The organism is Nocardioides sp. PD653-B2 (assembly GCF_002117935.1).
Taxonomy (GTDB): domain Bacteria; phylum Actinomycetota; class Actinomycetes; order Propionibacteriales; family Nocardioidaceae; genus Nocardioides.
Window position 1 is genome coordinate 1 of sequence record NZ_BDJE01000011.1, and the last position, 23,623, is coordinate 23,623.

The window sequence follows — 23,623 nt, forward strand, 5'->3', positions numbered from 1 at the left end:
CAACGCGATACCAACGACCGCGACGGCCAACGAAACGACGATGGCGACAATCTGCGTCACGACACAGCCGGCCACGGCATCGGGCCGCGACCGGTGTCGACGTACCCGAAGTCGGCGTCCGCAGGGCCGGAGTAGCGCAGCCGCAGCTGCTGGTCGCCGAGAGGGAGGAACCGGTGCTCGGCGCCGCGGTTGACGAGCAGGTCGCCGCCCGTCAGCACCACGCTGACCGCGCCCTGGGAGGTCCAGAACTGGAAGAGGCCGCGACCGGAGGTGAACGTGTGCGCCTCGACGACGGCGTTGGTGTGCCAGGCGCAGTGCGCGGCGTGCTCCTCGCCGGCCGCCGGTGCCGTGGCATCGAAGGTCCCCCGCACGTGGCGCTCGTCCTCCCCGAGCACCTCGGCGACGAGCCGGGCCTCCTCGGCGCTGCCCTCGTGCCCGACCCGGTGGATCTCGGTGCCGACGCTGGCGAGAAGCTGCCGGGCGCGGTCCTCGTCGATGTCGATGAACTCCATGCGTACCTCCGTCGTCGTGCGCCTTCCGCTCGGCGCCAGGTTCCACTACTGTGCATGCCGTGCAGTCATAATGCACGATGTGCACAGTGCGCGGTAGTCGTTCCGTCGCCATGCCGAGGAACGCGCCTTTTCGGGGCCGCGTCGACGGCGCTGGGCCCGTTTTGTTCGCGGGCAACGAAAATCAGCGGTTCTCTAGACGGATATGCGAACATGTGCGCATACTTCTCCACGTGACTCGCGTCACACTGGTGCAGCGCGCTGGCGCAAGCCGCAGGGCGACTGCACATGGGGAACTACGGAGGAACCTTCCCGAGCGGAAAGAACCCCCTCGACCAGCCTCGTATCGGGGCCGACCTCAAGGAGTCCAGTGACTACTCAGAAAAGGCGCATCTCCGCCATGCTGGCGTCGACGGCGGCGGTGCTTCTCTTGACCGCCGCCTGCAGCTCGGGATCCTCGGGAAGTGACAAGGAGGCCGTCACCGACACCAACGCCGATAATCCCGCGTGTGCCGATGACGCGGCCACCGCAGTGCCCGCCCTCCAGCCCAAGGAGGTCGTCGGTGAAGGCCCCAACGGCGAGCCCGCCGCGTCGCCGGACGACGTGGCGATCTCCGACGAGGACGCCCAGAAGATCAAGGACGGCAACTTCAAGGTCGCCCTCGTCTTCCAGTTCGCCGGTGACTGGCCCAACGGCCAGACGCGTGGACTCACCGACGAGTTCTCCAAGTACAACGTCGACATCATCAGCAACACCGAGGCCAACTTCAAGGTCGACAAGCAGATCGCGAACATCCAGAACGCGATCCAGCTCAACCCTGACGGCATCGTGAGCATCCCGGTGGACGACGTCGCGACCGCTCCGGCCTACAAGAAGGTCGGTGAGGCCGGCATCAAGCTGGTCTTCATGGACAACGCGGCCAAGGGCCTCACGGCGCCCGACGACTACCAGTCGGTGATCTCCGCCGACAGCCAGGGCAACGGCCAGATCGCCGCCGCGAAGCTCGCCTGCTACATCCCCGAGGGTGGCACGGTCGGCATCGTCGACTTCGGCATCACGTTCTTCGTCACCAACCAGCGCACCAAGGGTGTCAAGGACTGGTTCGCGGCGAACCGCCCCGACGTGAAGATCAAGGAGGCGTCGTTCACCGACCCGAACCAGGCCGGTGACGTGGCGGCCAACTTCCTCACGGCCAACCCCGACGTGCAGGGTGTCTTCGCGGTCTGGGACGGCCCCGCGGCCGGTGTCATCGCCGCGCTGCGCGCCCAGGGCAGGAACATCCCCGTCACCACGATCGACCTGGGTGACCAGGCCGCGACGGACATCGCCACCGGCGAGTACCTCAAGGGCGTCGGTGCCCAGCGGCCCTACGACCAGGGCGTCGCGGAGGCGCGGGCGATGATGCTCACGCTGATCGGCAAGGACGTCCCGGACTGGATCGGCGTCCCTGCACTGGCCGTGGTCCAGAACAACCTCAGCCAGGCCTACGACGACGCGTGGAAGAAGCCGCTGCCCGACGCGGTCGCGGCAGCCTGTGAGGACGCCGCACCGGCGTGCCAGTGACGCCACGGGTGGTCTGAACGGCGGTGGGCCGGGGTCCGACAGGGCCCCGGCCCACCTGCGTCCGGGGCCGAAACCCGCCGAATAGCGGCCGAGTGCTGGACGAGCGGGTCGTCATAACGTCATGATGTTTCGGACGACCCGACGACAGAGGAGACAAACAGTGCAGCGCTTGACCGGACGGACCGTGCTCGTGACCGGAGCGACGGGCGGGATGGGCATCGCCAGCGTGCGAGCCCTGGCCCGCGAGGGCGCCCACGTCGGCGTCGCCGACATCGCGGCCGACGCGGTGGCGGCCCTGGCCGAGGAGGTCGGGGGCACACCGCTCGTCCTCGACGTCACCTCGCCCGAGGACGTCTCGCGGGTCGTCGACGGCTTCGCCGCCGAGCGGGGCTCCATCGAGGCGCTGGTCAACTTCGCCGGCATCGTCGACCCTCGCCGCATGGACGAGATCGACCCCGACTCGTGGAGCCGGGTCTTCGACGTCAACGTGCGCGGCACCTGGCTGATGTGCAAGGCCGTCATCCCGCACATGCCCGAGGGCGGCTCGATCGTCAACATCGGCTCCCGTGCCGGACTGGTCGGCGGGACGACCAGCGGCGCGAGCTATGCGGCCTCCAAGGCCGCGGTGATCTGCCTGACCAAGTCGGTGGCGAAGTTCGCCGCCTCGGCCGGCATCCGGGCCAACGTGATCAACCCGGGCTGCATCGAGACCCCGATGCTCGACAGCTTCGCGCCGGAGATCCGCGCCGCGATGCCCGGGCAGGCGGCCCTGGGCCGTCTGGGACGCCCGGACGAGATCGCCGACAGCGTGATCTTCCTGGCCGGCGACGAGTCGTCGTTCATGACCGGCGCGCAGCTGAACGTCAACGGCGGCAGCCACATGTGACCCAGGCGGCCCCGCCACCGGCGCGGGTGTCCGCCGCCGGCCCACCCGGGTCGGCCCCATCGACTAGAGAGGTGACGCAGTGCTGGGATCCGAGGTGAACCTCCCCATCCCGCTGCTCCCGGCGGTTCCGCTCTTCGCGGCCATGGGAGCCCTGTCCACGGTGTTGGTCAACCGGAACGTGAGCGTCTTCCATGACGGCTTGCGGCCGATCATGCCTTCACTGCGCTCGGGCGAGATGAGCCGGCCGGAGGTCGCCAAGATCTCGTTCTCCCTGGCGCTGGCGTTCATCTGGGCGTTCGGCCTGCCGTACTCGGTGGGCTTCGTGATCCCGCTGATCTACCTGCTCTACATCGCCACCGACTGGATCGGCGTCTCGATCCCGGCCGACTACGAGCGGCCCTGGTGGCAGGGCGGCACGAACCGCATCGGCGTCCTCGCGTCACTGGTGCTGGGCGCTGCCTGGGGTGCCGGACTGGCCCTGTTCCTCCACTATCTCGCCGTCGGCATGGACCACCTCCCGGTGCCGCTCGCCGAGGGCACCCGGCTGTTCACCGAGCCGGTGGTGCAGGGGTTCTTCCTGTTCCCGGTGCTGACGATCGCCTACCACTACGGCCTCAAGGCCGGGATCGCGGCGTTCGGTCTCAGCACGGTGGTCTGGTTCGTCGCGAGCGAGCTCGACCTCACGCGCCCCTCGGTGTGGGCGTTCTGTGCCGCGCTGCTCCTCATGGTGGTGTTCCTCGTGCGCGAGGCCCGCGGCCGGGTCGGGGCGAACGACGAGGTGCCGGCCGGCTGGCTCGAGGAGCGTCCCGGTGACGACGCCCAGCCCAGCTGGGCCGTCGACGAGGCCGAGGCGGACGACGACGAGTCGGCGATGTTCGCCGAGAACGTCCGGCGCATCAAGAGGAACCTGCCGCTGATCGTCGTGCTCGCAGCGCTCAGCGGTGCGGCGTACAACAGCGGGGTCGTGGCGATGGACCCCTTCAGTGCCCACCTGTACGCCGTGCACCTCGTGGTGCCGGCCGCCCTGGTCATGCTGATGTGGGCCTTCGCCTTCATTCCGATGAAGTTCACGACCGCGGTGGTCACCGGGACCATGGCGACCGGCACGTTCCTCGAGCCCGTCGTCGCGCTCCTGCTGCCCAACCCGTGGGTGGCCGCGGCGGCCGTGGCGGTGCTCCGGGTGGTCGAGGTCTTCTCGCTGCTGATGGTCATCGGCTGGATCGAGCGCTGGCCGAACATCCGAGAGGTCGCCGACGTCATGCGCACGGCGATCTTCCAGACGATGGAGATCGGCTTCCTCGTCGGAGGCGCCCTCGCCGCGTTCGCCTGGGCCGGTGAGTGGGGCGTCGCCGCGGTCGTCGCCGCCTGGTTCTTCAACGTCAGGGCCAAGGCTCCGGTGATGCCCATGTCGCTGGGGGCGATCGCCGCCCTGGGCGTCGGCGTCGTGGTCAACGTGATGGCCGTCGTCGGGCTGAACCTCTGAGCCGGACCGCTCGCGCGTGCCCACCGACCGTTGACAGTCGGAGCGCCCGATCGATAACCTTTGTGCAACATACGCGACACCCCTGCATATGTTGCACTGGAAAGAGGATCACATGGGAACCGCGCCGACCGCCGACATCCTGATCGTGGGGGCGGGCGCGTCCGGTGCGACCGCGGCCAAGCACCTCGCGTCCGAGGGCTTCAGCGTCGTGGTGCTCGACCAGGGGTCGTGGACCAGCGCGAGTGACCTGCCCGGCGACAAGCCCGAGTACGAGCTGATGTGGGGCAACCACCTGTGGCACCCGGACCCGAACATGCGCTCGCGCCCCGAGGACTACCCGACGAACCTCGACGACTCCGAGCAGCCGGTGTACATGTACAACGGCATGGGCGGCAGCACGGTGTTCTTCGCCGGCGTGTGGAGCCGGCCCATGCCCTCGGACTTCCGGGTCAAGACGATGGACGGGGTTGCCGACGACTGGCCGATCTCGTACGAGGACCTGCTGCCGTTCTACGAGGCCACCGACTTCGACATGGGTGTCTCGGGGCTGGGGGGCAACCCGGCCTACCCACCCGGCGGTGACCCGCCGCTGCCGGCCCACCCCATCCACCTCACCGGCCGCCGGATGGCCGAGGGTCTGAACCGGCTCGGCTGGCACTGGTGGCCGGGCTACTCCGCGATCCCGTCCCGCGCGCACAAGAACCAGGCGCAGTGCGAGCGCCTCGGCGTGTGCCGGACCGGCTGCGTGGTCGGCGCGAAGGGCTCGGCGGACGTCACCCTGCTCCCCGAGGCCATGCAGCACGGGGCGCGGCTGGAGGCCGGGGCGCGCGTCTCCCAGATCACCGTCGACGAGCACGGGCTGGCCAGCGGGGCGGTCTACTTCCAAGACGGCGTGGAGAAGTTCCAGCCCGCGAAGGTCGTCCTGGTGGGCGCCAACGGCATCGGCACGCCGCGGCTGCTGCTGATGTCGGAGTCCGCGCGCCACCCGAACGGCCTGGCCAACAGCTCCGACCTCGTCGGCCGGCGGCTGATGCTGCATCCCTTCGGATCGGTGATCGGCCTCTACGACGACGACCTCGAGGACTGGGTCGGCCCGGCGGGCACCCAGATCGAGTGCATGGAGTTCTACGAGACCGACCTCTCCCGCGGGTTCGTGCGCGGCAGCAAGTGGCACGTGATGGGCACCGGCGGGCCGCTCGAGATGGCGACCCGGTGGCACATCGGCGAGGGGGTGTCCGAGGAGCCGTTCTGGGGCGAGCAGTTCACCGCCAAGATGAAGCAGGCGGTCGGCCACTCCGTCGACTGGATCGTGCACGCCGAGGACCTGCCCGAGGAGCACAACCGGGTCACGCTCGACCACGAGAAGACCGACTCCGACGGACTGCCGGGCGCCAAGATCACCTACAAGACCTCCGACAACACCCACCGGATCCTCGACTTCGGCCTCAACCGGGCCCTGGAGGCGCATGAGGCCGCCGGGGCGACCAAGGCGTGGATCACCTTCCGCAACTTCTCCTCGGGCCACAACCTGGGCACGGCGAAGATGGGCGACGACCCGGAGACCTCGGTGGTGAACAGGTGGGGTCAGGCCCACGACGTCCCCAACCTGTACGTCATCGACGGCAGCGTCTTCACGACGTCCACCGCCACCAACCCGACGGCGACGATCTGTGCGCTGGCGAGGCGGACGGCGGCGTACCTGGTGGAGAACCGGCGCGAGCAGAAGGTGTCGACGGCATGAGCATCACGGACGTGACGATCCAGCCGGCCTCGGCGCCGGTGCTGAGCGAGGAGCAGCGGGCGCGGCTGGCGGTGCTGGCCGATCTGTTGATCTCCGGTGGTGCGGGGCTGCCCTCGGCCAGTGGCGCGGAGGTGCCGACGCAGTGGATAGACCGGGTCCTGGCGGTGCGCGCCGACCTGGACGCCACGGTGCGGGCGGTGCTGGACCTGGAGGGTGATCCGGGCGAGGTGCTGGCCGGTCTGCGGGCGGAGTCCCCGGAGCTGTTCGGGGCGTTCGCGATGGCGGTCGCCGGTGCCTACCTGATCAACCCGCGGGTGCGTCGGGGGCTGGGCTACCCCGGGCCGGCGCCGATGAAGAACCCGGCGCTGCCCGGCGAGGCCGAGGCCTACCTCGAGGGCGGGATCCTCGACGTGGTCGTCGCCCGCGGACCGATCTACCGCCCCACCCCGACCTCGTGACGGGGTCCGCCCCGGTCGCCGAGCTCCGGGACTGGACGATCCGCGTGCTCGCCGAGACCGGGCTGGCGGTCGAGGACGCCGGCACGGTCGCGGACAGCCTGATCTTCGCCGACCTGCGGGGCGTGAGCACCCACGGCGTGCTGCGGCTCCCGACGTACGTCGAGCGGCTGCGCGCCGGCGGCATCAACGTGCGCCCGCAGGTGCGCGTCGTCGCCGACGCCGGCGCCCTGGTCGTGGTCGACGCCGACGCGGGACCGGGCGCCAGCACCGGCGCGGAGGCTGCGGACCTCGCGGTCGCGCGGGCCCGCGTGCACGGCATCGCCTGCGTGGTCGCGCGCAACGCGAACCACTTCGGCGCCAGCGCCTACTTCACCAACCGGATCGCGGATGCCGGCATGGTCGGCATCGCTGCCTGCAACACCGAGCCGGTGATGAGTGCGCCGTTCGGCGGCGCCCCGGTGCTCGGCACCAACCCGATCGCGGTCGCGGTGCCGCTGCCCGCCCACCGGCGCCCGCAGCTCGACATGGCGACCACGGTGACCAGCCAGGGCCGGCTGATCATGGCCCTGCACGCCGGCGAGGACATCCCGCTCGGCTGGGCCGTCGACGCCGCGGGACGCGCGACGACCTCCGCGGCGGCCGGCCTCGAGGGCGCGCTGCTCCCCGTGGGCGGGCCGAAGGGCTTCGGCCTCGCCTTCGCCGTCGACGCGCTCCTGGCCGTCGCCGGGGCCGCCACGAGCCCCGATGTCGTCGCGCTCGCCGGCGACCCCGCGACGCCGCAGGGGCTGGGCCACCTGTTCATCGCGGTACGTGCCGACCTGGTCTCCTCGCCCGAGGAGTACACCGCCCGGATCGACGCGCTCGTCGCCGCGATCCACGCCAGCGGCGGCCAGCTCGACGTACCCGAGCCGCTCGCCCCGGGCGAGCCGGAGGTACGTCGCGAGCGCGCGGCCGGCGGCCTGGTCCACCTCTCGTCGACGGTGCTGGCCGACCTGCACCTGTTGGCCGACGCCCTCGGCGTCCCTCTCCCGACCTCCGTGTCCGGCGCACCGGTGCCGGCCACTCCAACCCCGGCAGAACAAGGCGGAGCAACGTGACGACCATCGAGTCCATCCAGACCGACTACTTCCTCGTCCCTCTGGAGACGGTGCTCAGCGACAGCACGCACGGGACCATCCCGCACTTCGAGCTCGTCACCGTCCGGGTCACCGACAGCGACGGCGCGCAGGGCATGGGCTACACCTACGCCGTGAACTCCGGCGCCCGCGCCTTCCACGCGCTCATCGAGGACTACCTCGCGCCGGTCGTCGTCGGCCAGGACCCCGACCGCACCGAGAAGATCTGGCAGGACATGTGGTGGGCGGTGCACTACTCCGGCCGCGGCGGCCACGCCACCTCCGCGATCTCGGCGGTCGACGTCGCGCTGTGGGACCTGCGTGCCCGGCGGGTCGACCAGCCGCTGTGGCGGTTCTTCGGAGGCTACGACCCGCAGGTCCCGGTGTACGCCGGTGGCATCGACCTCGACTTCACGATCGAGGCACTCCTGGAGCAGGCCGACAACTTCCAGGAGCAGGGCTACCGGGCGATCAAGATGAAGGCCGGGCGCCCGAGCCTGCGCGAGGACGTCGAGCGCGTCCGGCGGATGCGCGAGCATCTCGGTGACGACTTCCCGCTGATGGTGGACGCGAACATGAAATGGAGCGCGGACCAGGCCATCCGGGCGGCCCGCGCCCTCGAGGAGTTCAACCTGCTCTGGATCGAGGAGCCCACGATTCCCGACGACGTCGCCGGGCACGTGCGCGTCGTCCGCGAGGGGCGGACCCCGGTGGCGACCGGCGAGAACATGCACACGCTCTACGAGTTCCACACCCTGATGGCCGCCGGGGGGCTGACCTACCCCGAGCCCGACGTGACCAACTGCGGCGGGATGACGATCTTCCGCAAGATCGGTGCGCTGGCCGAGGCGCACAACCTGCCGTTGACGTCGCACGGCGCCCACGACCTCACGGTCCACCTGCTGGCGGCAGCCCCGAACAGGACGTTCATGGAGTCGCACGGGTTCTCCCTCGACCGCTACCTGGCCGACCCGATGGTGATCGTGGACGGCTACACCACGGCGCCGGAGCGGCCCGGGCACGGCATCGTCCTGGACTGGGACGCGCTCGAGGCGCACCGCCGGTGAGCGGCGACCGTCCCGGCCGTCGCCTGGTCCTCTGGGACATCGACGGCACGCTGCTCTCCAACGCCGAGTCCGAGGAAGTGCTGTTCGTCGGTGCCCTGGAGGCCGTGCTCGGGCCGGTCGCCGAGGTGGTGCACCCCTACCGGCACGGCAAGACCGACCTGCAGCAGGTGACCGAGTACCTCCTCGCGAACGGAGGCACGCCGGAGCACGTGAGCGCCGGGAGCCGGGCGCTCATCGAGGTGTCCGAGACGCACTTCGCGACCCCGGGGGAGAGGGTGACGCTGCCCGGGGTCCCGGAGCTGCTCGACGCTTTCGCGGCCCGCGGCCACGTGAACGCGCTGCTGACCGGCAACGGCCCGGAGCGGGCGCGCCTCAAGCTGCGCTCCGCCGGCCTGGACGTGGTGGCGTTCGACTTCTCGTGGAGCTTCTTCGGCGCCGACAGCGTGGCGCGCCCCGACCTCGCCCGGGCGGCTGCCAAGCGGGCGGCCGAGGGTGGCCTCGTGCCGGTGATCATCGGTGACACGGTGGCGGACGGCGTGGCAGCGGCCGAGGCGGGCATCGACTTCGTCGGCGTCGCGACCGGCGTGTACGACGTGCAGCAGCTCGCCGAGGTCGCGCACCTCGCGGTCGTCGACGACCTGGCCACCGGCGCGACGACAGTCCTGGACGTGATCGCCGGCCGGTGACCCGGGTCGAGGGTCGATCAGCTGCTGGCGACCTTCTCGGCCTTCTCGGCCAGGCGTGCGCCGAACTTCTCCAGGTCGACGACGAAGCGCTCGTGCGACCCGGTGCACACGGTGTCGATCCCGTCCGTGGCGACGATGTCGAAGACGATGCGGCGGCGGTCCACCTCGGTGACGGTGGCGGTGCAGGTCACCGTCTGGCCCTTGAGGGTGGCGGCGGAGTGCGCGATGTCGATCGTGGTGCCCACGCTCGACTGGTGCTCGGGCAGGTGCGGGGCCAGGGCCTCGATCGCGGCCGCCTCGAGCAGCAGCACCAGGTCCGGGGTCGAGAAGATCTGGTAGTCGCCGCGGGTCGTGCAGTACTCCTCGGTGATGAGACGCTCGAGCGTCCCGGTGGTGCCGACGGTGATGTCCTCGAGCATGGTGCTTCCTTCGCTGGGTGGATGGTGCGGGGGTAGGGGCGGTGGTTCAGAGGATGGCGAGGGGGTTCACCGGCGAGCCGGTGCCTCCGGGGATCCGGAGCGGCGCCATCACGAAGAGGAACTCCCACCGGCCGACCGCGGAGCAGGCGTCGGCGAGATCCTCCAGGTTCACGTTGTCGATGAGCGGCAGGCCCATGGCCGTGAGCGCGAGCGCGTGGATCGGGCTGTCGACGGACTCGACCGGGCTCGGCCGGCAGTCGCTGTCGCCGTCGCCGCCCAGGACCGCGGCCCCGGTGGTGTGCAGCCACTCCATGGACTCCGGCGCCAGGCCGGCGCTGAGGTCGGAGGGGTCCCACGGCCCGACCTCGGTGCGCCGGCGCCGGTGGCCGGTGCGCACCAGCACGATGTCGCCGGGGCGTCGCTCGGTGCCCTGCGCCTCGAGCGCCGCGACGAGATCCTCGGGGCCGGCGGCCGAGCCGGGCTCGAGCCACCCGACTCCGGCCGCACGGGGCAGGTCGACCAGGACTCCGCGGCCCACGACACCATCGCGGAGCTGGTCGACCGTGCCGAAGCGCCCGCCCCGGCTGTCGACGGTGTCGGCGGACCCGATCCCGTTGTAGAGCTGACCGCGGAAGCTGCAGTGGCACAGCGCGTCGACGTGGGTCACCGACTTGCCGTGGAAGTCCACGCCGACGAAGTCGGTGTTGACCCGCGGCTCGCCGTCGCCGACGTCGGCCTGCTGGGTCATGTAGTGCAGGGCGGGCCGGCCGTTGTCCGGCCCGCTGTGGGTGTCGAGCTCGTGGGAGAGGCTGACGGTCACCCCGGACCGCACCGACGCCGTGGCGGTGCGACGGGTCTCGTCGTCGAGGAGGTTGAGGGTGCCGCGCTGGTCGTCTGCTCCCCAGCGTCCCCAGTTGGAGACCCGGGCGAACAGCGCCTCGAACGCCCGCGGGTCCACGCTCAGGCGTTCCATTCCACGTCGAACATCACCAGCTCGGCCTCGCCCTCGACGACGACCTCGCCGCCGTTCTTGGAGACCGTGGTGTCGACGTACACGCGCCGGCGCGCCTCGTCCTTGCCGGTGACGACCGTCTCGACCAAGATGTGGTCGCCGATGTGCACCGGCCCCTTGAACCGCAGGTTCTGCGAGACGTAGGCGCTGCCGACACCGAGCAGCTGGGCCAGGGTCGCGCCGATGTAACCGCCGCACTGCATGCCGTAGGCGATCCGGCCGCCGAAGCGGGTCGAGGCGGCGAACTCCTCGTCGAGGTGCAGGGGCCCGCGGTCGCCGATCAGCCCGCCGTACATGATGACGTCGGCGTCGGTGATGGTCCGGGTCCACACCTCGCGATCTCCGATGCTGACCTGATCGACGGTGATGACCTTCACTGGTCGGCCTCCTGGAGGACGGTTCGTAGCGAGATGCCGGCGGCCTTGCGGTCCCAGGTCGTCGGGGTGATGCCCTCGTTGCGGAGCTGGACCTTCTGCGGCTTCCCGGTGGGGGTGCGCGGCAAGGCGTCGAGGTAGCGGAGGTAGCGCGGCACCATGAAGTGGGGGAGCTCGGCCGCGAGGTGTCGGATGAGGTCGGCCTCGCCCGGCACGGCGCCGGCCTCGGGCACCACGCACAGGAGCACGTCGTCGTCGCCCTCGAACTCCGACGGGACGCCGACCGCGGCGCACTCGGCGACCCCGGGGTGGGTGAGGCCGGCGGCCTCGACCTCGAAGGAGGAGATGTTCTCGGCCCGGCGGCGGATCCGCTCCTTGACCCGGTCGACGAAGTAGACGTAGCCGTCCTCGGCGATGTAGCCGAGGTCGCCGGTGTGGAACCACAGGTTGCGCCACGTCTCGATCGTGACCTCGGGCATCCGCAGGTAGCCCTGCATCATCGTGAACGGCCGGCGCGGGCGCAGCACCATCTCGCCGGTGCGCCCCGCGGGCATCTCCGCGTCGGTGTCGGGATCGACGATGCGCAGCTCGAAGTGCTCCTCGCGCAGCCGGCCGCACGACCCGATCCGCAGCGGCTCGTCCAAGGGCTGCCAGATCGGGATCGTCACCTCGGTCATGCCCCACGTCTCGATGCCGCGGATCCCGAACCGGCGCTGGAAGTCCAGCGCGAGGTGCGCGGGGAACGGCGAGGCCATGATCCGCGTCATCGGGTTGTCGGCGTCGTCCGGCGACTCGGGCAGCTGGTAGACCATCTCGACGAGCGGCCCGTGCAGCAGCGCCACGGTGCAGCCGTGCTCGCGCACCCGGGGCAGGAACGCCTCGACCGAGAAGCGGGTGTCCAGCACCACCCGGCCGCCGGTCATCATCGAGCCCATGATCCCGATGAACTTGCCGGCGACGTGGAACAGGGGGATGAAGCAGTAGAACGCGTCGTCGGCATGGAGCCCGGCGCCCTCGACGCCCAGCCGCGAGAACAGCCGGGTCTGCCCGTGCGGCATCATCACGCCCTTCGCGGGCCCGGTGGTGCCGGAGGTGTAGACGACCGACGCGATGTCGTGGGGGCCGACCTGGACGCCGGGGTCGGTGTCGGGGCCGAGGAGGTCGTCGAAGTCGACCACCGTCCAGCCGGGCACCGACGGCAGGTCGCCCGAGCCGGCGGACCGGTAGACGACCACGGTCGTCAGGTGCGTGAGCGCGGCGCCGACCTCGACCAGCCGCGGCAGCAGCTGCTCCTCGACGAAGGCGATCTTGGCCTGGGAGTTCTGCATGACGTGCTCGAGCGACCGGCCGCGGTACCCGGTGTTGATCGCCACCTCCACCGCCCCGGCCAGCGAGATCCCCAGCCACGTGCAGATGGAGTCCGGAGCGTTGTCGGCCATGATCACGACACACTCGCCGCGCGCGACGCCGGAGGTCAACAGCCCGTTGGCGACCGAGCAGGCGCGGCCGTAGGCCTCGCCGTAGGTGACGGCGGCACCGTCGACGTTGCGGAAGAACTCACGACCGGCGTCGTGCGCCGCCCGGCGCCTGAGCAGGTCGGGGAGCAGGTCGTCGACGGCCGGTTCCACCGCGGGGGCCCCGGCGCTCACAGGTTGACGGCCGACATGTCGGCGTACCGATCTCCCGCGACCGCGTCGATCGGCACGATCTCCTCCAGTCGGGTGACCTGCTCGGGCGAGAGGCGCAGCGTGGTCGCCCGGGCGTTCGCCTCGAGGTTGCGCACCCGCTTGGTGCCGGGGATGGGGACGACGTCCTCACCGCGGGCCAGCACCCAGGCCAGGGCCAGCTGGGCCAGGGTGCAGTCGAGCTCGGCGGCGATCTCGCGGCAGGCCTCGACGAGCGCCACGTTGCGGTCCAACGCATCGCCCTGGAAGCGCGGCGAGCTCCGGCGCCAGTCGTCGGCGGGCAGGTCCGCGGCGGAGGTGATGGCCCCGGTGAGCAGGCCTCGACCGAGCGGGCCGTACGCCACGAAGCCGATGCCCAGCTCGCGGCAGACCGGGAGCACCTCGGCCTCGACGTCACGGCTCTGGAGTGAGTACTCGCTCTGGACCGCGGTGATCGGGTGCACGGCGTGGGCGGCCCGGATCGTCTCCGGTCCGGCCTCGGAGAGTCCCAGGTGGCGTACCTTGCCGGCGGCGACCAGCTCGGCCATCGCGCCGACGGTCTCCTCGATCGGCGTGTCCGGGTCGACGCGGTGCTGCCAGTACAGGTCGATGCGGTCCGTGCCGAGGCGTTGCAGCGACAGGTCGCAGGACTGCCGCACGTACTCCGGGCGCCCGTTGATGCCGTGGTTGCGGCCCTGGGAGTCGCGCACGAAGCCGAACTTGGTCGAGAGCACGACGCGGTCGCGTACGCCGGCCAACCCGTGCCCGACGACGGCCTCGTTCGCGAACGGGCCGTAGACGTCGGCGGTGTCGAAGAGCGTCACGCCCAGATCCACGGCACGGTGCAGCGTGGCGCGGGACTCGGCGTCGTCGAAGTCGGTGCCGTAGGTGCCTGACATCGACATGCAGCCCAGGCCGATCGCGGACACCTCGAGCCCGGCGCCGAGCGTGCGGGTCTCCATCGGTCCGCTCACTTCCCGGCCGGCTGGTCGGGGGCGGGGAACGCCGACTCGACCTCGCGCACGACCATGGAGTCGATGAAGGCTGCGGGGCGGTCGCCGATCACCTCGGCCCGCTCGTCGGTCGCGCGGTAGCGAGCCTCCTGCTCCTCCGCGCTGCCCTCGCCGGTCAGCTCCCGGACCCAGGTGAACGTGTTGGTCTCGCGGTCCACCCACGCCGTGCGCACGGGCAGCCCGTACTTCTCGTGCAGGGGCACCACGGCGCCGTGGAACAGGTCCAGCCATTCGTCCATGAGGTTCGGCTTGATCTGATAGGTCCGCAGTTGGAAGACCACGTCTGTCTCTTCTCGTCGGGAGGGTGATCGCGGGTGGTGGCGTTGCGGCGAACCGTACCCTGCATGCAACATATGCAGGCACGTTGCATGTTACGCACTTTGAGCGTAACCTTCGGCTCGAAGAGGCGTCAAGGGCGCACGTCGGTCGGTCGTCGGCACAGGAGGAGAAGCGTGAGGTCGGTGGACCGCGTCCCCTCGTTCGTGACCGTCGGCGAGACGATGGCGGTGTTCATCCGCGATCCTGACGGACCCGCCGACCGTTACCAGCTCACTGCGGCCGGCTCCGAGAGCAACGTGGCGATCGGCCTGGCGGGGCTCGGCGTCCGGGCCCGATGGCTGTCGCGTCTGGGCCAGGACGACCTCGGACGCTTCGTCCACGACTTCGTCGCCGGCTACGGCGTCGAGGTGGAGGTGGCCTGGGACGCGACGCGGCCGACCGCGTCGTGCGTCAAGGAGGTGCAGGCCTCCGGCTCGCGCATGCGGTACTACCGCAGCACGAGTGCGGCGCGCCGGCTCGACCTGCTCGACCTCGCAGCCGTCGGTGACGCCGACCACCTGCACCTCACCGGAGTGACGCCGGCGCTCTCGTCGGAGGACCGCGACGTCGTCCGTGCCGTGCTGGACCGACGCGAGGGGACCGGCCGCACGAGCTTCGACGTCAACTACCGCCCCCAGCTCTGGGCCGGTGCGGAGCAGGCAGCCGCGGAGCTCGTGCCGCTCGCGCAGGCTGCCGACATCGTGTTCATCGGCGACGACGAGGCACGCTGGCTCCTCGGCACCGACGATCCCGCCGAGGTCGCCGACCTGCTGCTGCGACGTGAGGACCAGGAGCTCGTGCTCAAGGGCGGTGAGGGAGCGGCCATGCTGCTCACCCAGGACGGGGACCCGGTCGTCGAGCCCGCGCACCGCGTTGAGGTCGTCGACCTCACCGGCGCCGGTGACGCCTTCGCCGCCGGCTACCTCGCAGCACGCTTCTGGGGCTGGTCGCCCCGTGCGAGACTCCGCACGGGCCACCTGCTTGCGTCGCGGGTGATCGGGGTAGTCAGTGACATCGGGCCACGGCTCGACGACACCGAGCTCGCCGACCTCTCCCGCACGACGGGGGAGCGCCTTCCGGAGACGATCGGAGGACGCGCATGAGTCAGACGCTCGACCGTGCCCTGCAGGTGCTGGAGTTCGTCGGTGAGCGGCCGCGCCGCATCGGCGACATCGCCACCCGCCTGGACGTGCACCACTCCACGGCACTGCGGTTCCTGCACACACTGCGCAAGCACGGCTTCGTGCAGGAGCTTCCCGACCACAGCTACCGGCTGGGACCCACGATGTTCCGGCTCGGCTACCAGGCGCTCGAAGGCATCGAGCTTCGATCGGTGGCGCGGCCGGCCATGGAGCGCCTCCGCGAGCTCACCGGCGAGACCGTCCACCTCGGCTCGCTCGAGGATGGCAGCGTGCTCTACGTCGAGAAGGTCGAGGCCAACCACCCGGTGCGGATGCACTCCAGGATCGGCGCCGTCGCGCGGCTGCACTGCACCGGCGTCGCCAAGGGGATCGTCGCGTTCCTGCCCCAGGCCGACCGCGACGAGCTGCTCGACGGCTACGAGCTGGTGCGGATGACCGACCACACGATCGTCGACCGAGTCGCGTTCGAGGAGGAGCTGGCGCTGAGCCGGGAGCGTGGCTACGCCCTCGACGCCGAGGAGAACGAGCCGGGCATCCACTGCATCTCGGCGCCGGTGTTCTCCGGCGAGGGGCGGGTCGTCGGCGCCTTCAGCGTGACCGCCCCGACCTCGCGCGTCGACCGTCAGACCCTGCTGGGCTTCGCCCCGGCCCTGGTCGAGGCGACCCGGGACACCTCCCGCCAGCTGGGGTGGCAGTGAGTACGTCGGTGCAGGCGCCCCTGCGCACGACCGCGATCCTGCGCGGCTTCGGGCCCGAGCGCTCCCGCGACCACGCCGAGGAGTGCTGGGCCGCAGGCATGGACCTCGTGGAGGTGCCGGTGCAGGGCGAGCCCGGTTGGGCCTCGCTGCAGGCGGTCGCCGAGATGGCGGGCGGGCGGCTCTTCGGGGCCGGGACCGTGCTCACGGTCGAGGACGCCCGGCGGGCGCTCGACCTGGGCGCGTCGGTGATCATCGCGCCCAACACGGACGCCGCGGTGATCGACGTGGCTGTGGCTGCCGGAGCGATCCCGATGCCCGGTGTGCTCACGCCCACCGACGTGGGCACGGCGGTCCGGCACGGGGTGCGCACGGTGAAGCTCTTCCCGGCCTCCGTGGTCGGTCCCGGCTGGATCCCGGCGCTGCGGGGCCCGTTCCCAGGCGTCGGCGTCGTGGCCGTCGGCGGGGTGAACCTCGGCAACGCCGCTGAGTACCTGCGCGCCGGCGCGGTCGGTGTCGGCTTCGGTGGCTCCGTCACGGACCTCCTGCGCTCCGCCGACCCGGCCGCCGTGGTCGAGGAGCTGCACGAGCTCGCCGACCTGAGCGCCAGCCGGCACCGCGCCAGCTGACCCGCCCGAGCCGGCCCCGCCCGAGCCGGGCCGCGGGCGCCTCGGGGGGTCGAGGTCGGGCGGGGTCCGGCCGCCGGATTCGCCCGCGAATCGGACGTGCTGACGTCATGATGTCTCTTGACGCTGTGGTCGCCGTCACCGTAGAGTCTGCAATATGCGCGTAACCTCTGCATATGTTGCACAGTCCCTCTCGCTGCGGGTGGAGCTCTCGTGAAGGTGCTCGTGTGTGTCACCCAGGCCCTGGAGGTCTCCTCCTACCTGGAGTTCACCCCGGACGGCACCGCCATCGACGCGGCGTTCGTCTCCGGCAGCCTCAACGAGGCCGACCAGAACGCCGTCGAGGAGGCGCTCGCGCTGACCGCCGACGACGGTGAGGTGGTCCTCGTCAGCGCCGGTGGCGACGAGGCGGAGGAGGCGCTGCGCGCCGGCCTCACGATGGGGGCGCACCGCGCCCTTCGCGTGGCCCTCTCGCCGGCCGAGCTGGCCGACAGCCGCACGGTGGCCGCCGCGCTCTCCCAGGCCGTGGCGGACGAGCAGCCCACTCTGGTGCTGACCGGCGTCCAGGCCTCCGACACCGGCGGGCAGTCGACCGGGCCGGCCCTCGCGGCCGCCGCGGACCTGCCCTGGGCGACCGTCGTCCGCTCGCTCGCCAGCGACGGCCGCACGCTGACCGCCCGGCGCGAGTTCGAAGGCGGTGTCTCGGAGCTGGTCCAGGTCGACCTGCCGGCTCTCGCCACGGTCCAGGTCGGCGCGAACCAGCCGCGCTACGGGACCTTCAAGGACAAGATGCGTGCCAAGAAGGCCGAGATCGCGGTCCTCACGCCCGTCGACCTGCCGACCCCGCGGGTGGTGCTCACCAGGATGAGCGCCAACCAGGCCGGTGGCCGGACCGTCCAGATGGTGCAGGGCGGACCCGCCGAGGTCGCCGCCCGCATCCTGAGCATCGTTCGTGAGGTGCAGTGATGACCCGCTTGCTCGTCGTCGCCGAGATCGTTGACGGCGCCGTCTCCCCTCTGACCGCGGAGGCCGTCTCGGCCGCCGCCTCGCTCGGCGGGGACGTGATCCTCGCCGTCGTCGGCCCCGATGCCGGTGCGCTCGCCGCCCAGGCCGCGCCGGCGGGCGTCACCGAGGTCGTCACCGTGACGGCGCCCGGCACCGACCGCGACCACGAGCAGATGCTGCACGCGGTCGCGGCGCTCGTCGCCGACGTCGCCCCGGAGGTCGTGGTCGCCGGCTTCACGATCCGCTCCACGGCGTGGGCCGCCGCTCTCGCCGAACGCCTCGACCTGGCGTTCGTGCCGGACGTCGTGTCGCTGACCGCGGCCGGCGGCGAGGTCACCGCGGAGCGCTCCATCTACGACGGCCGGGTCCGCGCCGAGTACGCCTTCCCGACGGGCCGTCCCGTCGTCGCCCTGGTCCGCGCAGGCTCCTGGCCGCCCGCCGAGCCGGCCGCCGCGGCCGCGACCCGGGCCCTCGAGGTCGATCTCCCTCCCTCGCGCGTCCGCGCAGGCGAGCTGACCCGGCCTTCCGGCGACGTGGACCTGACCGGGTCCGACGTCATCTTCGCGGTCGGTCGCGGTGTCGGCTCGGAGGAGAACATCGCGGCCTTCGCCGACATCGCGCGTCGCCTCGGCGCGGGCCTCGGCGCCTCGCGCCCGATCATCGACGCCGGCTGGCTGCCCGCCGTCCACCAGGTCGGCCAGACGGGCGTGACGGTGAAGCCCAAGGTCTACGTCGCGCTGGGTATCTCCGGCGCCCTGCACCACCTCGCCGGCATGCAGCACAGCAAGACGATCGTCGCGGTCAACACCAACGAGGACGCGCCCATCTTCGGGTACGCCGACGTGGGTGCGGTCGCGGACATCCACGAGGTCGCCGAGCAGCTGCAGGCGCTCCTCTAGCACGACGACGGACCATCTGGTCGGGACAGGGAGAACTCGTGAGCACAGACGTGGCGGACGTCCTCATCATCGGCGCGGGCGCGTCGGGCGGCGTGGCGGCGAAGCATCTCGCCGAGGCGGGCTTCAGCGTGGTGGTCCTCGAGCAGGGGGACTGGGTCAACCAGAGTGACCTGCCGGGGCTGCGACCGGAGTACGAGGTGCTGGGCGGCGGCCCGTGGCACCCGAACCCGAACGTGCGCCAGCGTCCCGAGGACTACCCGATCAACCTCGACGACTCCGCCGCCGTGATCGGCATGTTCAACGGCGTCGGCGGCAGCACCGTCCTCTACGCGAGCTGCTGGTGCCGCGCGAAGCCGTCGGACTTCCGGGTGCGCACCCTCGACGGGGTCGCCGACGACTGGCCGGTGAGCTACGAGGAGCTCGAGCCGTTCTACCGCCAGGTGGAGTACGACCTCGGCATCTCCGGTCAGGCCGGCAACCCGGCGTACCCGCCGGGCTACGCCCCGCCGCTGCCCAGCCTGCCGATCAACATGGCCGGACGCGTGATGGCGCAGGGCATGAACAAGCTCGGCTGGCACTGGTGGCCCGGCTACAACTCGATCCCCTCCCAGGACCACCTCCACCAGAAGAAGTGCGAGCGGTACGGCGTCTGCATGTATGGCTGCCCTCAGGGGGCGAAGGGCTCGACCGACGTCGCGCTCTTCCCGGATGCCCTCGCCCATGGTGCGCGCCTGGAGACCCGCGCCCGGGTCGCGCGGATCAGCCTCGACGAGAACGGCCTCGCGAACGGGGCGGTCTACTTCCAAGACGGCGTGGAGAAGTTCCAGCCGGCCAAGCTGGTCCTGGTGGGCGCCAACGGCATCGGCACGCCGCGGCTGCTGCTGATGTCGGAGTCCGCAGGCCACCCCGACGGGCTCGCGAACAGCTCCGGACTCGTGGGCAAGCGCTTCATGACCCACCCGTTCGGCACCTCCGTGGGGCTCTACGAGGAGGACCTCGAGGACTGGGTGGGCCCCACCGGCGAGGCGATCGAGTCCATGCAGTTCTACGAGACCGACCCCTCCCGCGGCTTCGTGCGCGGCAGCAAGTGGCACATCATCCCGTCCGCGGGCCGGCCGCTCGGCATGATCAACCGCTTCACGATGGGTGAGGGCGGCGTCGCCGACGAGCCCTTCTGGGGCGAGGCGTTCACCGAGCGGATGAAGGCGTCCGTGGGCCACCTGATCGAGTGGATGATCATGCCCGACGACCTGCCCGAGGAGCACAACCGGATCACGCTCGACCACGAGAAGACCGACTCCGACGGACTGCCCGGCGCGAAGGTCGCCTACGTCACCGGCGAGAACACCCGCAAGCTGGTCGACTGGAACCTCCAGCGCAGCCTGGAGGCACACGAGGCGGCCGGAGCCACGAAGGCCTGGATCACCAACCGCAACAACCCGTCCTGGCACAACATGGGCACCGCGCGGATGGGCGACGACCCGGAGACCTCGGTGGTGAACAGGTGGGGTCAGGCCCACGACGTCCCCAACCTGTACGTCATCGACGGCAGCCAGTTCGTCACCGCCACGGGCGTCAACCCGACGGCGACGATCTGTGCGCTGGCGAAGCGGACGGCGGCATACCTGGTGGAGAACCGGCGCGAGCAGAAGGTGTCGACGGCATGAGCATCACGGACGTGACGATCCAGCCGGCCTCGGCGCCGGTGCTGAGCGAGGAGCAGCGGGCACGGCTGGCGGTGCTGGCCGATCTGTTGATCTCCGGTGGCGCGGGGCTGCCCTCGGCCAGTGGGGCGGAGGTGCCGACGCAGTGGATCGACCGGGTCCTGGCGGTGCGCGCCGACCTGGACGCCACGGTGCGGGCGGTGCTGGAGCTGGAGGGTGATCCGGGCGAGGTGCTGGCCGGCCTGCGGGCGGATTCCCCGGAGGTGTTCGGGGCGTTCGCGATGGCGGTCGCCGGTGCCTACCTGATCAACCCGCGGGTGCGTCGCGGGCTGGGCTACCCCGGGCCGGCGCCGATGAAGAACCCGGCGCTGCCCGACGAGGCCGAGGCCTACCTCGAGGGCGGGATCCTCGACGTGGTCGTCGCCCGCGGACCGATCTACCGCCCCACGCCCCAGGGCTGAGGCGAGGCCGGCCGCCTGGTCCTCCCCGTCAGCTGGGAGTCGCCCAGGTGAGGAGGCGTGCCGGGTTGCCCACCGTGATCTGGCGGATGGCCTGCTCCTCGAGGCCCTGGCGTCGCAGCCACGGCACGAACCGCCACGGGATGTAGCTGTAGCCCGGGCCGCCGCCCCAGCTGACCCAGGAGCTGCGCCGCGCCAGGTCGCCCGAGAGCACGACGTGCTCCACCAGGCCGTCGTCGACCAGGCGGGCGACGGTCTCGACGCGCTTGGCGTCGGGCTCGTACCAGTCCTTGGAGATGCAGTCGAAGCCGAGCAGGAAGCCCTCGCGCGCGAGCGCGCGCAGCTCGGGATAGCGCAGCCGGCGGTCGAGGTGGCCCAGGCACACCCGGCGGGGGTCGGCTCCGGCCGCGAGCAGGATCCGCGCCTGGTCGGGTGCCATCGTCCCCGCGGTGGTGTGGGTCGTGATCGGCGAGCCCGTGCGCCGCTGGGTGATGCCGGCCGCCGTGAGCACCCGCTCCTCGGCGTCGGTCACCTCGTCGCGGGAGCTGCCCGCCTTGATGATGCCGGCGCGCACCTCGCTGCCGTCCACGCCGACGCTGAGGTCGGCGGTCATCTCCTCGACCAGCTGCTCGACCGACAGGGCCGGGACGTCGATGACGCCGTCCCAGTAGTCGACCGACACGTGGCCGGTCGTGGCGACGACCTGCACCCCGCTCTGGGCGGAGATCGCCCGCAGCGCCCGGACGTCGCGCCCGAACTCCGCGACCGTGAGCTCGATCAGTGCTCCGCCGCCCGCCTGACGGAACACCTCCAGCTCGGCGACCGCCTTGGCGGGGTCGTCGAGCAGCAGGTCGTCGCCGTCACGGAGCCGAGGCGCGGGCGCGGTCACGAGGTGCTCGTGACACAGCGTCAGGCCGAGCGTCTCCGGAGCGACGTCACCAAGGACGGTACGGACGAATCCTTGACCACTCATGCCAGATATCATAACGTCATAACAAGATGACGTCAGGCGAGGAGGTCCCCGTGCGTCACCTCTACTTTGTCGGTGTCTCGACCACCAGGTCGAGCATCGTCACGATCTTCCCCGCCTGGGCGAAGGTGCTGGGCCTGGATGCCGAGCTCCGCGGCCTCGACGTGCCGCTGCACGCCCCGCCGGAGCAGCTGCGCGCCGCGGTCGACACCGTCCGTACCGACCCCGACATCGCCGGCGCGCTGGTCACGACGCACAAGGCCGGCGTGTACGACGTCGCCGGCACCTGGTTCGACGAGCTCGACGACGCCGCCAAGCTCTGCCACGAGGTCTCGTGCATCGCGGTCCGCTCCGGCCGGCTGCTCGGCTGGGCGAAGGACCCGATCACCTCGCGGCAGGCCTACACCCAGCTGCTCGGGCCCGAGCCGTGGCGAGACGGCGTGGCTGACGTCGTCTGTCTCGGCGCCGGGGGCGCGGGTCTCGCGCTGCTCGTCGCCGTCCTGGGCGAGACCCACCAGCCGCGTCGACTGCTGCTCACCGATCGCGACGCCGGCCGGCTCGAGCTGGCCCGCGAGGTCGCGGCGCGACTGCCCGGGCGGGTCGAGCTGGAGCTGCACCACACCACGGCCGCGGAGCACAGCGACGAGGTCGTCGCCTCGGCCGCTCCCGGATCGCTCGTCGTGAACGCCACGGGCATGGGCAAGGACTCGCCGGGCTCGCCGGTGAGCGACGCCGTGGTCTTCCCGCGGGGCGCGGTCGCGTGGGACATGAACTACCGCGGCGAGCTCGACTTCCTCCGGCAGGCGCGCGCCCAGGAGTGGGAGCGCGGTCTCACCGTCGCCGACGGGTGGCGGTACTTCCTGCACGGGTGGACCGAGGTCATCTCCGAGGTCTTCGACGTGCCCCTGGACGCCACCCTCTTCGCCCAGCTGGCCGAGGTCGCCGCCACGGCCACCGGGCGCAACGTCGCGGGGAACGCCACGTGAGCGCCGAGCCCCGCATCGGGCGGACCGCCTCAGATCGTGAACGGCGAGACCAGGGCTCCGGACGAACGCTTGTCACGGACGACGTCCATCTCGACGCGCATCCGGTCGGCCCGGTGCCAGGCCCGGAAGCACTCGATCGCGCCGCCGTTGGCGTCGCGGCCGACCGACTCGACGTAGAGCAGCGGTTCGCCCTGGCCGACGTTGAGGAGCTTGGTCATCATGCCCGCGGCAGCCGTCGCCTCGATGGAGCGGTGGCCGCTCTCGATGCGCAGCCCGAAGGAGTCCTCGAGGATCCGGTAGAGCGACCCCTGCGAGAGGTCCGCGGCGCGCAGGTGCTCGAGCAGCTGCGGGTCGTCGCGGTTCACGTAGGACTTGGTGAAGGCGACGACCTCGTCGTTGACCGCGCGCTGCCGGACGACCTCGATGCAGTGCGCGCCGGCGTCGGCGCCCATCAGCTCCCGGATCCGGCCGGCGACCTCGATCCGGTCGATCGAGAGCACCGAGCTGGAGACGGAGTGACCGTGGCTGGTCATGTCCTCGAAGAAGCCGACCGTGCTCTCCATGAACTGCTCGGAGAGCTTCGGCTTGGCCACGAAGGTGCCCTTGCCGCGCATCCGCTGCAGGACGCCTTCGGTCACCAGCTCGCCGACCGCCTGGCGTACGACGGTCCGCGACACGCCGTACCGCGCGCACATCTCGGTCTCCGACGGCAACAGGTGGCCGGGCTCCAGTCCGTTCTGCGCGATCTCTCGCAGGATCAGCTGCTTGAGCTGCTCGTAATAGGGCAGTCGAGCATCCCGCTCGATCCCGCCGTGTTCGGCCACGACGCGGACCGTATCACCCATGCTGAGGTGATGACAGGATGATGA

At 71.2% G+C, this 23,623-nt stretch carries 25 protein-coding genes; 16 read left to right on the forward strand and 9 right to left on the reverse strand.

What is annotated here, in order from left to right:
* Positions 1-56: 56 nt before the first annotated feature.
* On the reverse strand, positions 57-512 hold the full coding sequence (locus PD653B2_RS04895; RefSeq protein ID WP_085871220.1) for a hypothetical protein: 456 nt from the start codon (positions 510-512) through the stop codon (positions 57-59).
* Between the two features lie 397 nt (positions 513-909).
* Between PD653B2_RS04895 and PD653B2_RS04900 the strand changes: the two genes are divergently transcribed.
* From PD653B2_RS04900 to PD653B2_RS04935, 8 genes are all read left to right on the forward strand, one after another.
* Positions 910-2,073 carry a substrate-binding domain-containing protein gene (locus PD653B2_RS04900; RefSeq protein WP_085871221.1) on the forward strand — a complete coding sequence of 388 codons (1,164 nt, stop codon included), beginning with the start codon at positions 910-912 and terminating at the stop codon, positions 2,071-2,073.
* Between the two features lie 169 nt (positions 2,074-2,242).
* Positions 2,243-2,959, forward strand: a complete 717-nt coding sequence (locus PD653B2_RS04905) for an SDR family NAD(P)-dependent oxidoreductase (RefSeq protein ID WP_165763328.1) — start codon at positions 2,243-2,245, stop codon at positions 2,957-2,959.
* Between the two features lie 94 nt (positions 2,960-3,053).
* The gene (locus PD653B2_RS04910) at positions 3,054-4,442 is read left to right on the forward strand and encodes a YhfT family protein (RefSeq protein WP_133058942.1); all 1,389 of its coding nucleotides are present in this window, start codon (positions 3,054-3,056) and stop codon (positions 4,440-4,442) included.
* Between the two features lie 112 nt (positions 4,443-4,554).
* Positions 4,555-6,183 carry a GMC family oxidoreductase gene (locus tag PD653B2_RS04915; protein WP_085871224.1) on the forward strand — a complete coding sequence of 543 codons (1,629 nt, stop codon included), beginning with the start codon at positions 4,555-4,557 and terminating at the stop codon, positions 6,181-6,183.
* Entirely contained in the window at positions 6,180-6,641 is a 462-nt protein-coding gene (locus PD653B2_RS04920; protein WP_085871225.1) for a hypothetical protein, read from the forward strand. The genes PD653B2_RS04915 and PD653B2_RS04920 overlap by 4 nt, the downstream gene beginning before the upstream one ends.
* Positions 6,638-7,738 carry an Ldh family oxidoreductase gene (locus PD653B2_RS04925; RefSeq protein WP_085871226.1) on the forward strand — a complete coding sequence of 367 codons (1,101 nt, stop codon included), beginning with the start codon at positions 6,638-6,640 and terminating at the stop codon, positions 7,736-7,738. The genes PD653B2_RS04920 and PD653B2_RS04925 overlap by 4 nt, the downstream gene beginning before the upstream one ends.
* Positions 7,735-8,823, forward strand: coding sequence for a mandelate racemase/muconate lactonizing enzyme family protein (locus tag PD653B2_RS04930; RefSeq protein ID WP_085871227.1), 1,089 nt, complete (start codon positions 7,735-7,737; stop codon positions 8,821-8,823). The genes PD653B2_RS04925 and PD653B2_RS04930 overlap by 4 nt, the downstream gene beginning before the upstream one ends.
* The gene (locus tag PD653B2_RS04935; RefSeq protein WP_085871228.1) at positions 8,820-9,509 is read left to right on the forward strand and encodes an HAD family hydrolase; all 690 of its coding nucleotides are present in this window, start codon (positions 8,820-8,822) and stop codon (positions 9,507-9,509) included. Before PD653B2_RS04930 ends, PD653B2_RS04935 begins: the two co-directional genes overlap by 4 nt.
* Before the next feature lie 17 nt (positions 9,510-9,526).
* On the opposite strand, the gene PD653B2_RS04940 is transcribed toward PD653B2_RS04935, so the two are convergent.
* From PD653B2_RS04940 to PD653B2_RS04965, 6 genes are read right to left on the reverse strand one after another with little or no spacing between them, the layout of a single operon-like run.
* Complete coding sequence (locus PD653B2_RS04940) at positions 9,527-9,928, reverse strand: thioesterase family protein (RefSeq protein ID WP_085871229.1); 402 nt, start codon at positions 9,926-9,928, stop codon at positions 9,527-9,529.
* Between the two features lie 46 nt (positions 9,929-9,974).
* Complete coding sequence (locus tag PD653B2_RS04945) at positions 9,975-10,901, reverse strand: cyclase family protein (protein WP_085871230.1); 927 nt, start codon at positions 10,899-10,901, stop codon at positions 9,975-9,977.
* Positions 10,889-11,317 (reverse strand): MaoC family dehydratase, encoded by a 429-nt coding sequence (locus PD653B2_RS04950; RefSeq protein WP_089503886.1) that lies wholly within the window; start codon positions 11,315-11,317, stop codon positions 10,889-10,891. The genes PD653B2_RS04945 and PD653B2_RS04950 overlap by 13 nt, the downstream gene beginning before the upstream one ends.
* Positions 11,314-12,963, reverse strand: a complete 1,650-nt coding sequence (locus tag PD653B2_RS04955; protein ID WP_085871231.1) for an AMP-binding protein — start codon at positions 12,961-12,963, stop codon at positions 11,314-11,316. The genes PD653B2_RS04950 and PD653B2_RS04955 overlap by 4 nt, the downstream gene beginning before the upstream one ends.
* Positions 12,960-13,940, reverse strand: a complete 981-nt coding sequence (locus PD653B2_RS04960) for an aldo/keto reductase (RefSeq protein WP_085871232.1) — start codon at positions 13,938-13,940, stop codon at positions 12,960-12,962. The genes PD653B2_RS04955 and PD653B2_RS04960 overlap by 4 nt, the downstream gene beginning before the upstream one ends.
* Before the next feature lie 8 nt (positions 13,941-13,948).
* The gene (locus tag PD653B2_RS04965; RefSeq protein ID WP_165763329.1) at positions 13,949-14,272 is read right to left on the reverse strand and encodes an NIPSNAP family protein; all 324 of its coding nucleotides are present in this window, start codon (positions 14,270-14,272) and stop codon (positions 13,949-13,951) included.
* 180 nt (positions 14,273-14,452) lie between these two features.
* Between PD653B2_RS04965 and PD653B2_RS04970 the strand changes: the two genes are divergently transcribed.
* From PD653B2_RS04970 to PD653B2_RS24200, 7 genes are all read left to right on the forward strand, one after another.
* Positions 14,453-15,412: a sugar kinase gene (locus PD653B2_RS04970; RefSeq protein ID WP_165763330.1), complete on the forward strand. Its 960-nt coding sequence runs from the start codon at positions 14,453-14,455 to the stop codon at positions 15,410-15,412.
* Positions 15,409-16,149 (forward strand): IclR family transcriptional regulator, encoded by a 741-nt coding sequence (locus PD653B2_RS04975; RefSeq protein ID WP_085871235.1) that lies wholly within the window; start codon positions 15,409-15,411, stop codon positions 16,147-16,149. Before PD653B2_RS04970 ends, PD653B2_RS04975 begins: the two co-directional genes overlap by 4 nt.
* Complete coding sequence (locus tag PD653B2_RS04980) at positions 16,146-16,775, forward strand: bifunctional 4-hydroxy-2-oxoglutarate aldolase/2-dehydro-3-deoxy-phosphogluconate aldolase (protein WP_133058943.1); 630 nt, start codon at positions 16,146-16,148, stop codon at positions 16,773-16,775. Before PD653B2_RS04975 ends, PD653B2_RS04980 begins: the two co-directional genes overlap by 4 nt.
* Positions 16,776-16,985: 210 nt before the next feature.
* Positions 16,986-17,738 carry an electron transfer flavoprotein subunit beta/FixA family protein gene (locus tag PD653B2_RS04985; RefSeq protein WP_165763331.1) on the forward strand — a complete coding sequence of 251 codons (753 nt, stop codon included), beginning with the start codon at positions 16,986-16,988 and terminating at the stop codon, positions 17,736-17,738.
* Positions 17,738-18,676: an electron transfer flavoprotein subunit alpha/FixB family protein gene (locus PD653B2_RS04990; RefSeq protein WP_085871238.1), complete on the forward strand. Its 939-nt coding sequence runs from the start codon at positions 17,738-17,740 to the stop codon at positions 18,674-18,676. Before PD653B2_RS04985 ends, PD653B2_RS04990 begins: the two co-directional genes overlap by 1 nt.
* A 38-nt stretch (positions 18,677-18,714) precedes the next feature.
* A complete protein-coding gene (locus tag PD653B2_RS04995; RefSeq protein WP_207559334.1) occupies positions 18,715-20,343 on the forward strand; it encodes a GMC family oxidoreductase in 1,629 nt (542 codons plus the stop codon).
* On the forward strand, positions 20,340-20,801 hold the full coding sequence (locus PD653B2_RS24200) for a hypothetical protein (protein WP_089503887.1): 462 nt from the start codon (positions 20,340-20,342) through the stop codon (positions 20,799-20,801). Before PD653B2_RS04995 ends, PD653B2_RS24200 begins: the two co-directional genes overlap by 4 nt.
* Positions 20,802-20,829: 28 nt before the next feature.
* Here PD653B2_RS24200 and PD653B2_RS05010 read toward each other — a convergent pair whose 3' ends face one another.
* Positions 20,830-21,771 carry a phosphotriesterase family protein gene (locus PD653B2_RS05010; RefSeq protein WP_165763332.1) on the reverse strand — a complete coding sequence of 314 codons (942 nt, stop codon included), beginning with the start codon at positions 21,769-21,771 and terminating at the stop codon, positions 20,830-20,832.
* A gap of 50 nt (positions 21,772-21,821) precedes the next feature.
* On the opposite strand from PD653B2_RS05010, the gene PD653B2_RS05015 reads away from it, so the two are divergent.
* Positions 21,822-22,754: a shikimate dehydrogenase family protein gene (locus PD653B2_RS05015; protein ID WP_207559335.1), complete on the forward strand. Its 933-nt coding sequence runs from the start codon at positions 21,822-21,824 to the stop codon at positions 22,752-22,754.
* Between the two features lie 29 nt (positions 22,755-22,783).
* Here the strand turns inward: PD653B2_RS05015 and PD653B2_RS05020 are convergent, their stop codons facing one another.
* Positions 22,784-23,578 (reverse strand): GntR family transcriptional regulator, encoded by a 795-nt coding sequence (locus PD653B2_RS05020; protein ID WP_165763333.1) that lies wholly within the window; start codon positions 23,576-23,578, stop codon positions 22,784-22,786.
* Between the last annotated feature and the right edge of the window lie 45 nt (positions 23,579-23,623).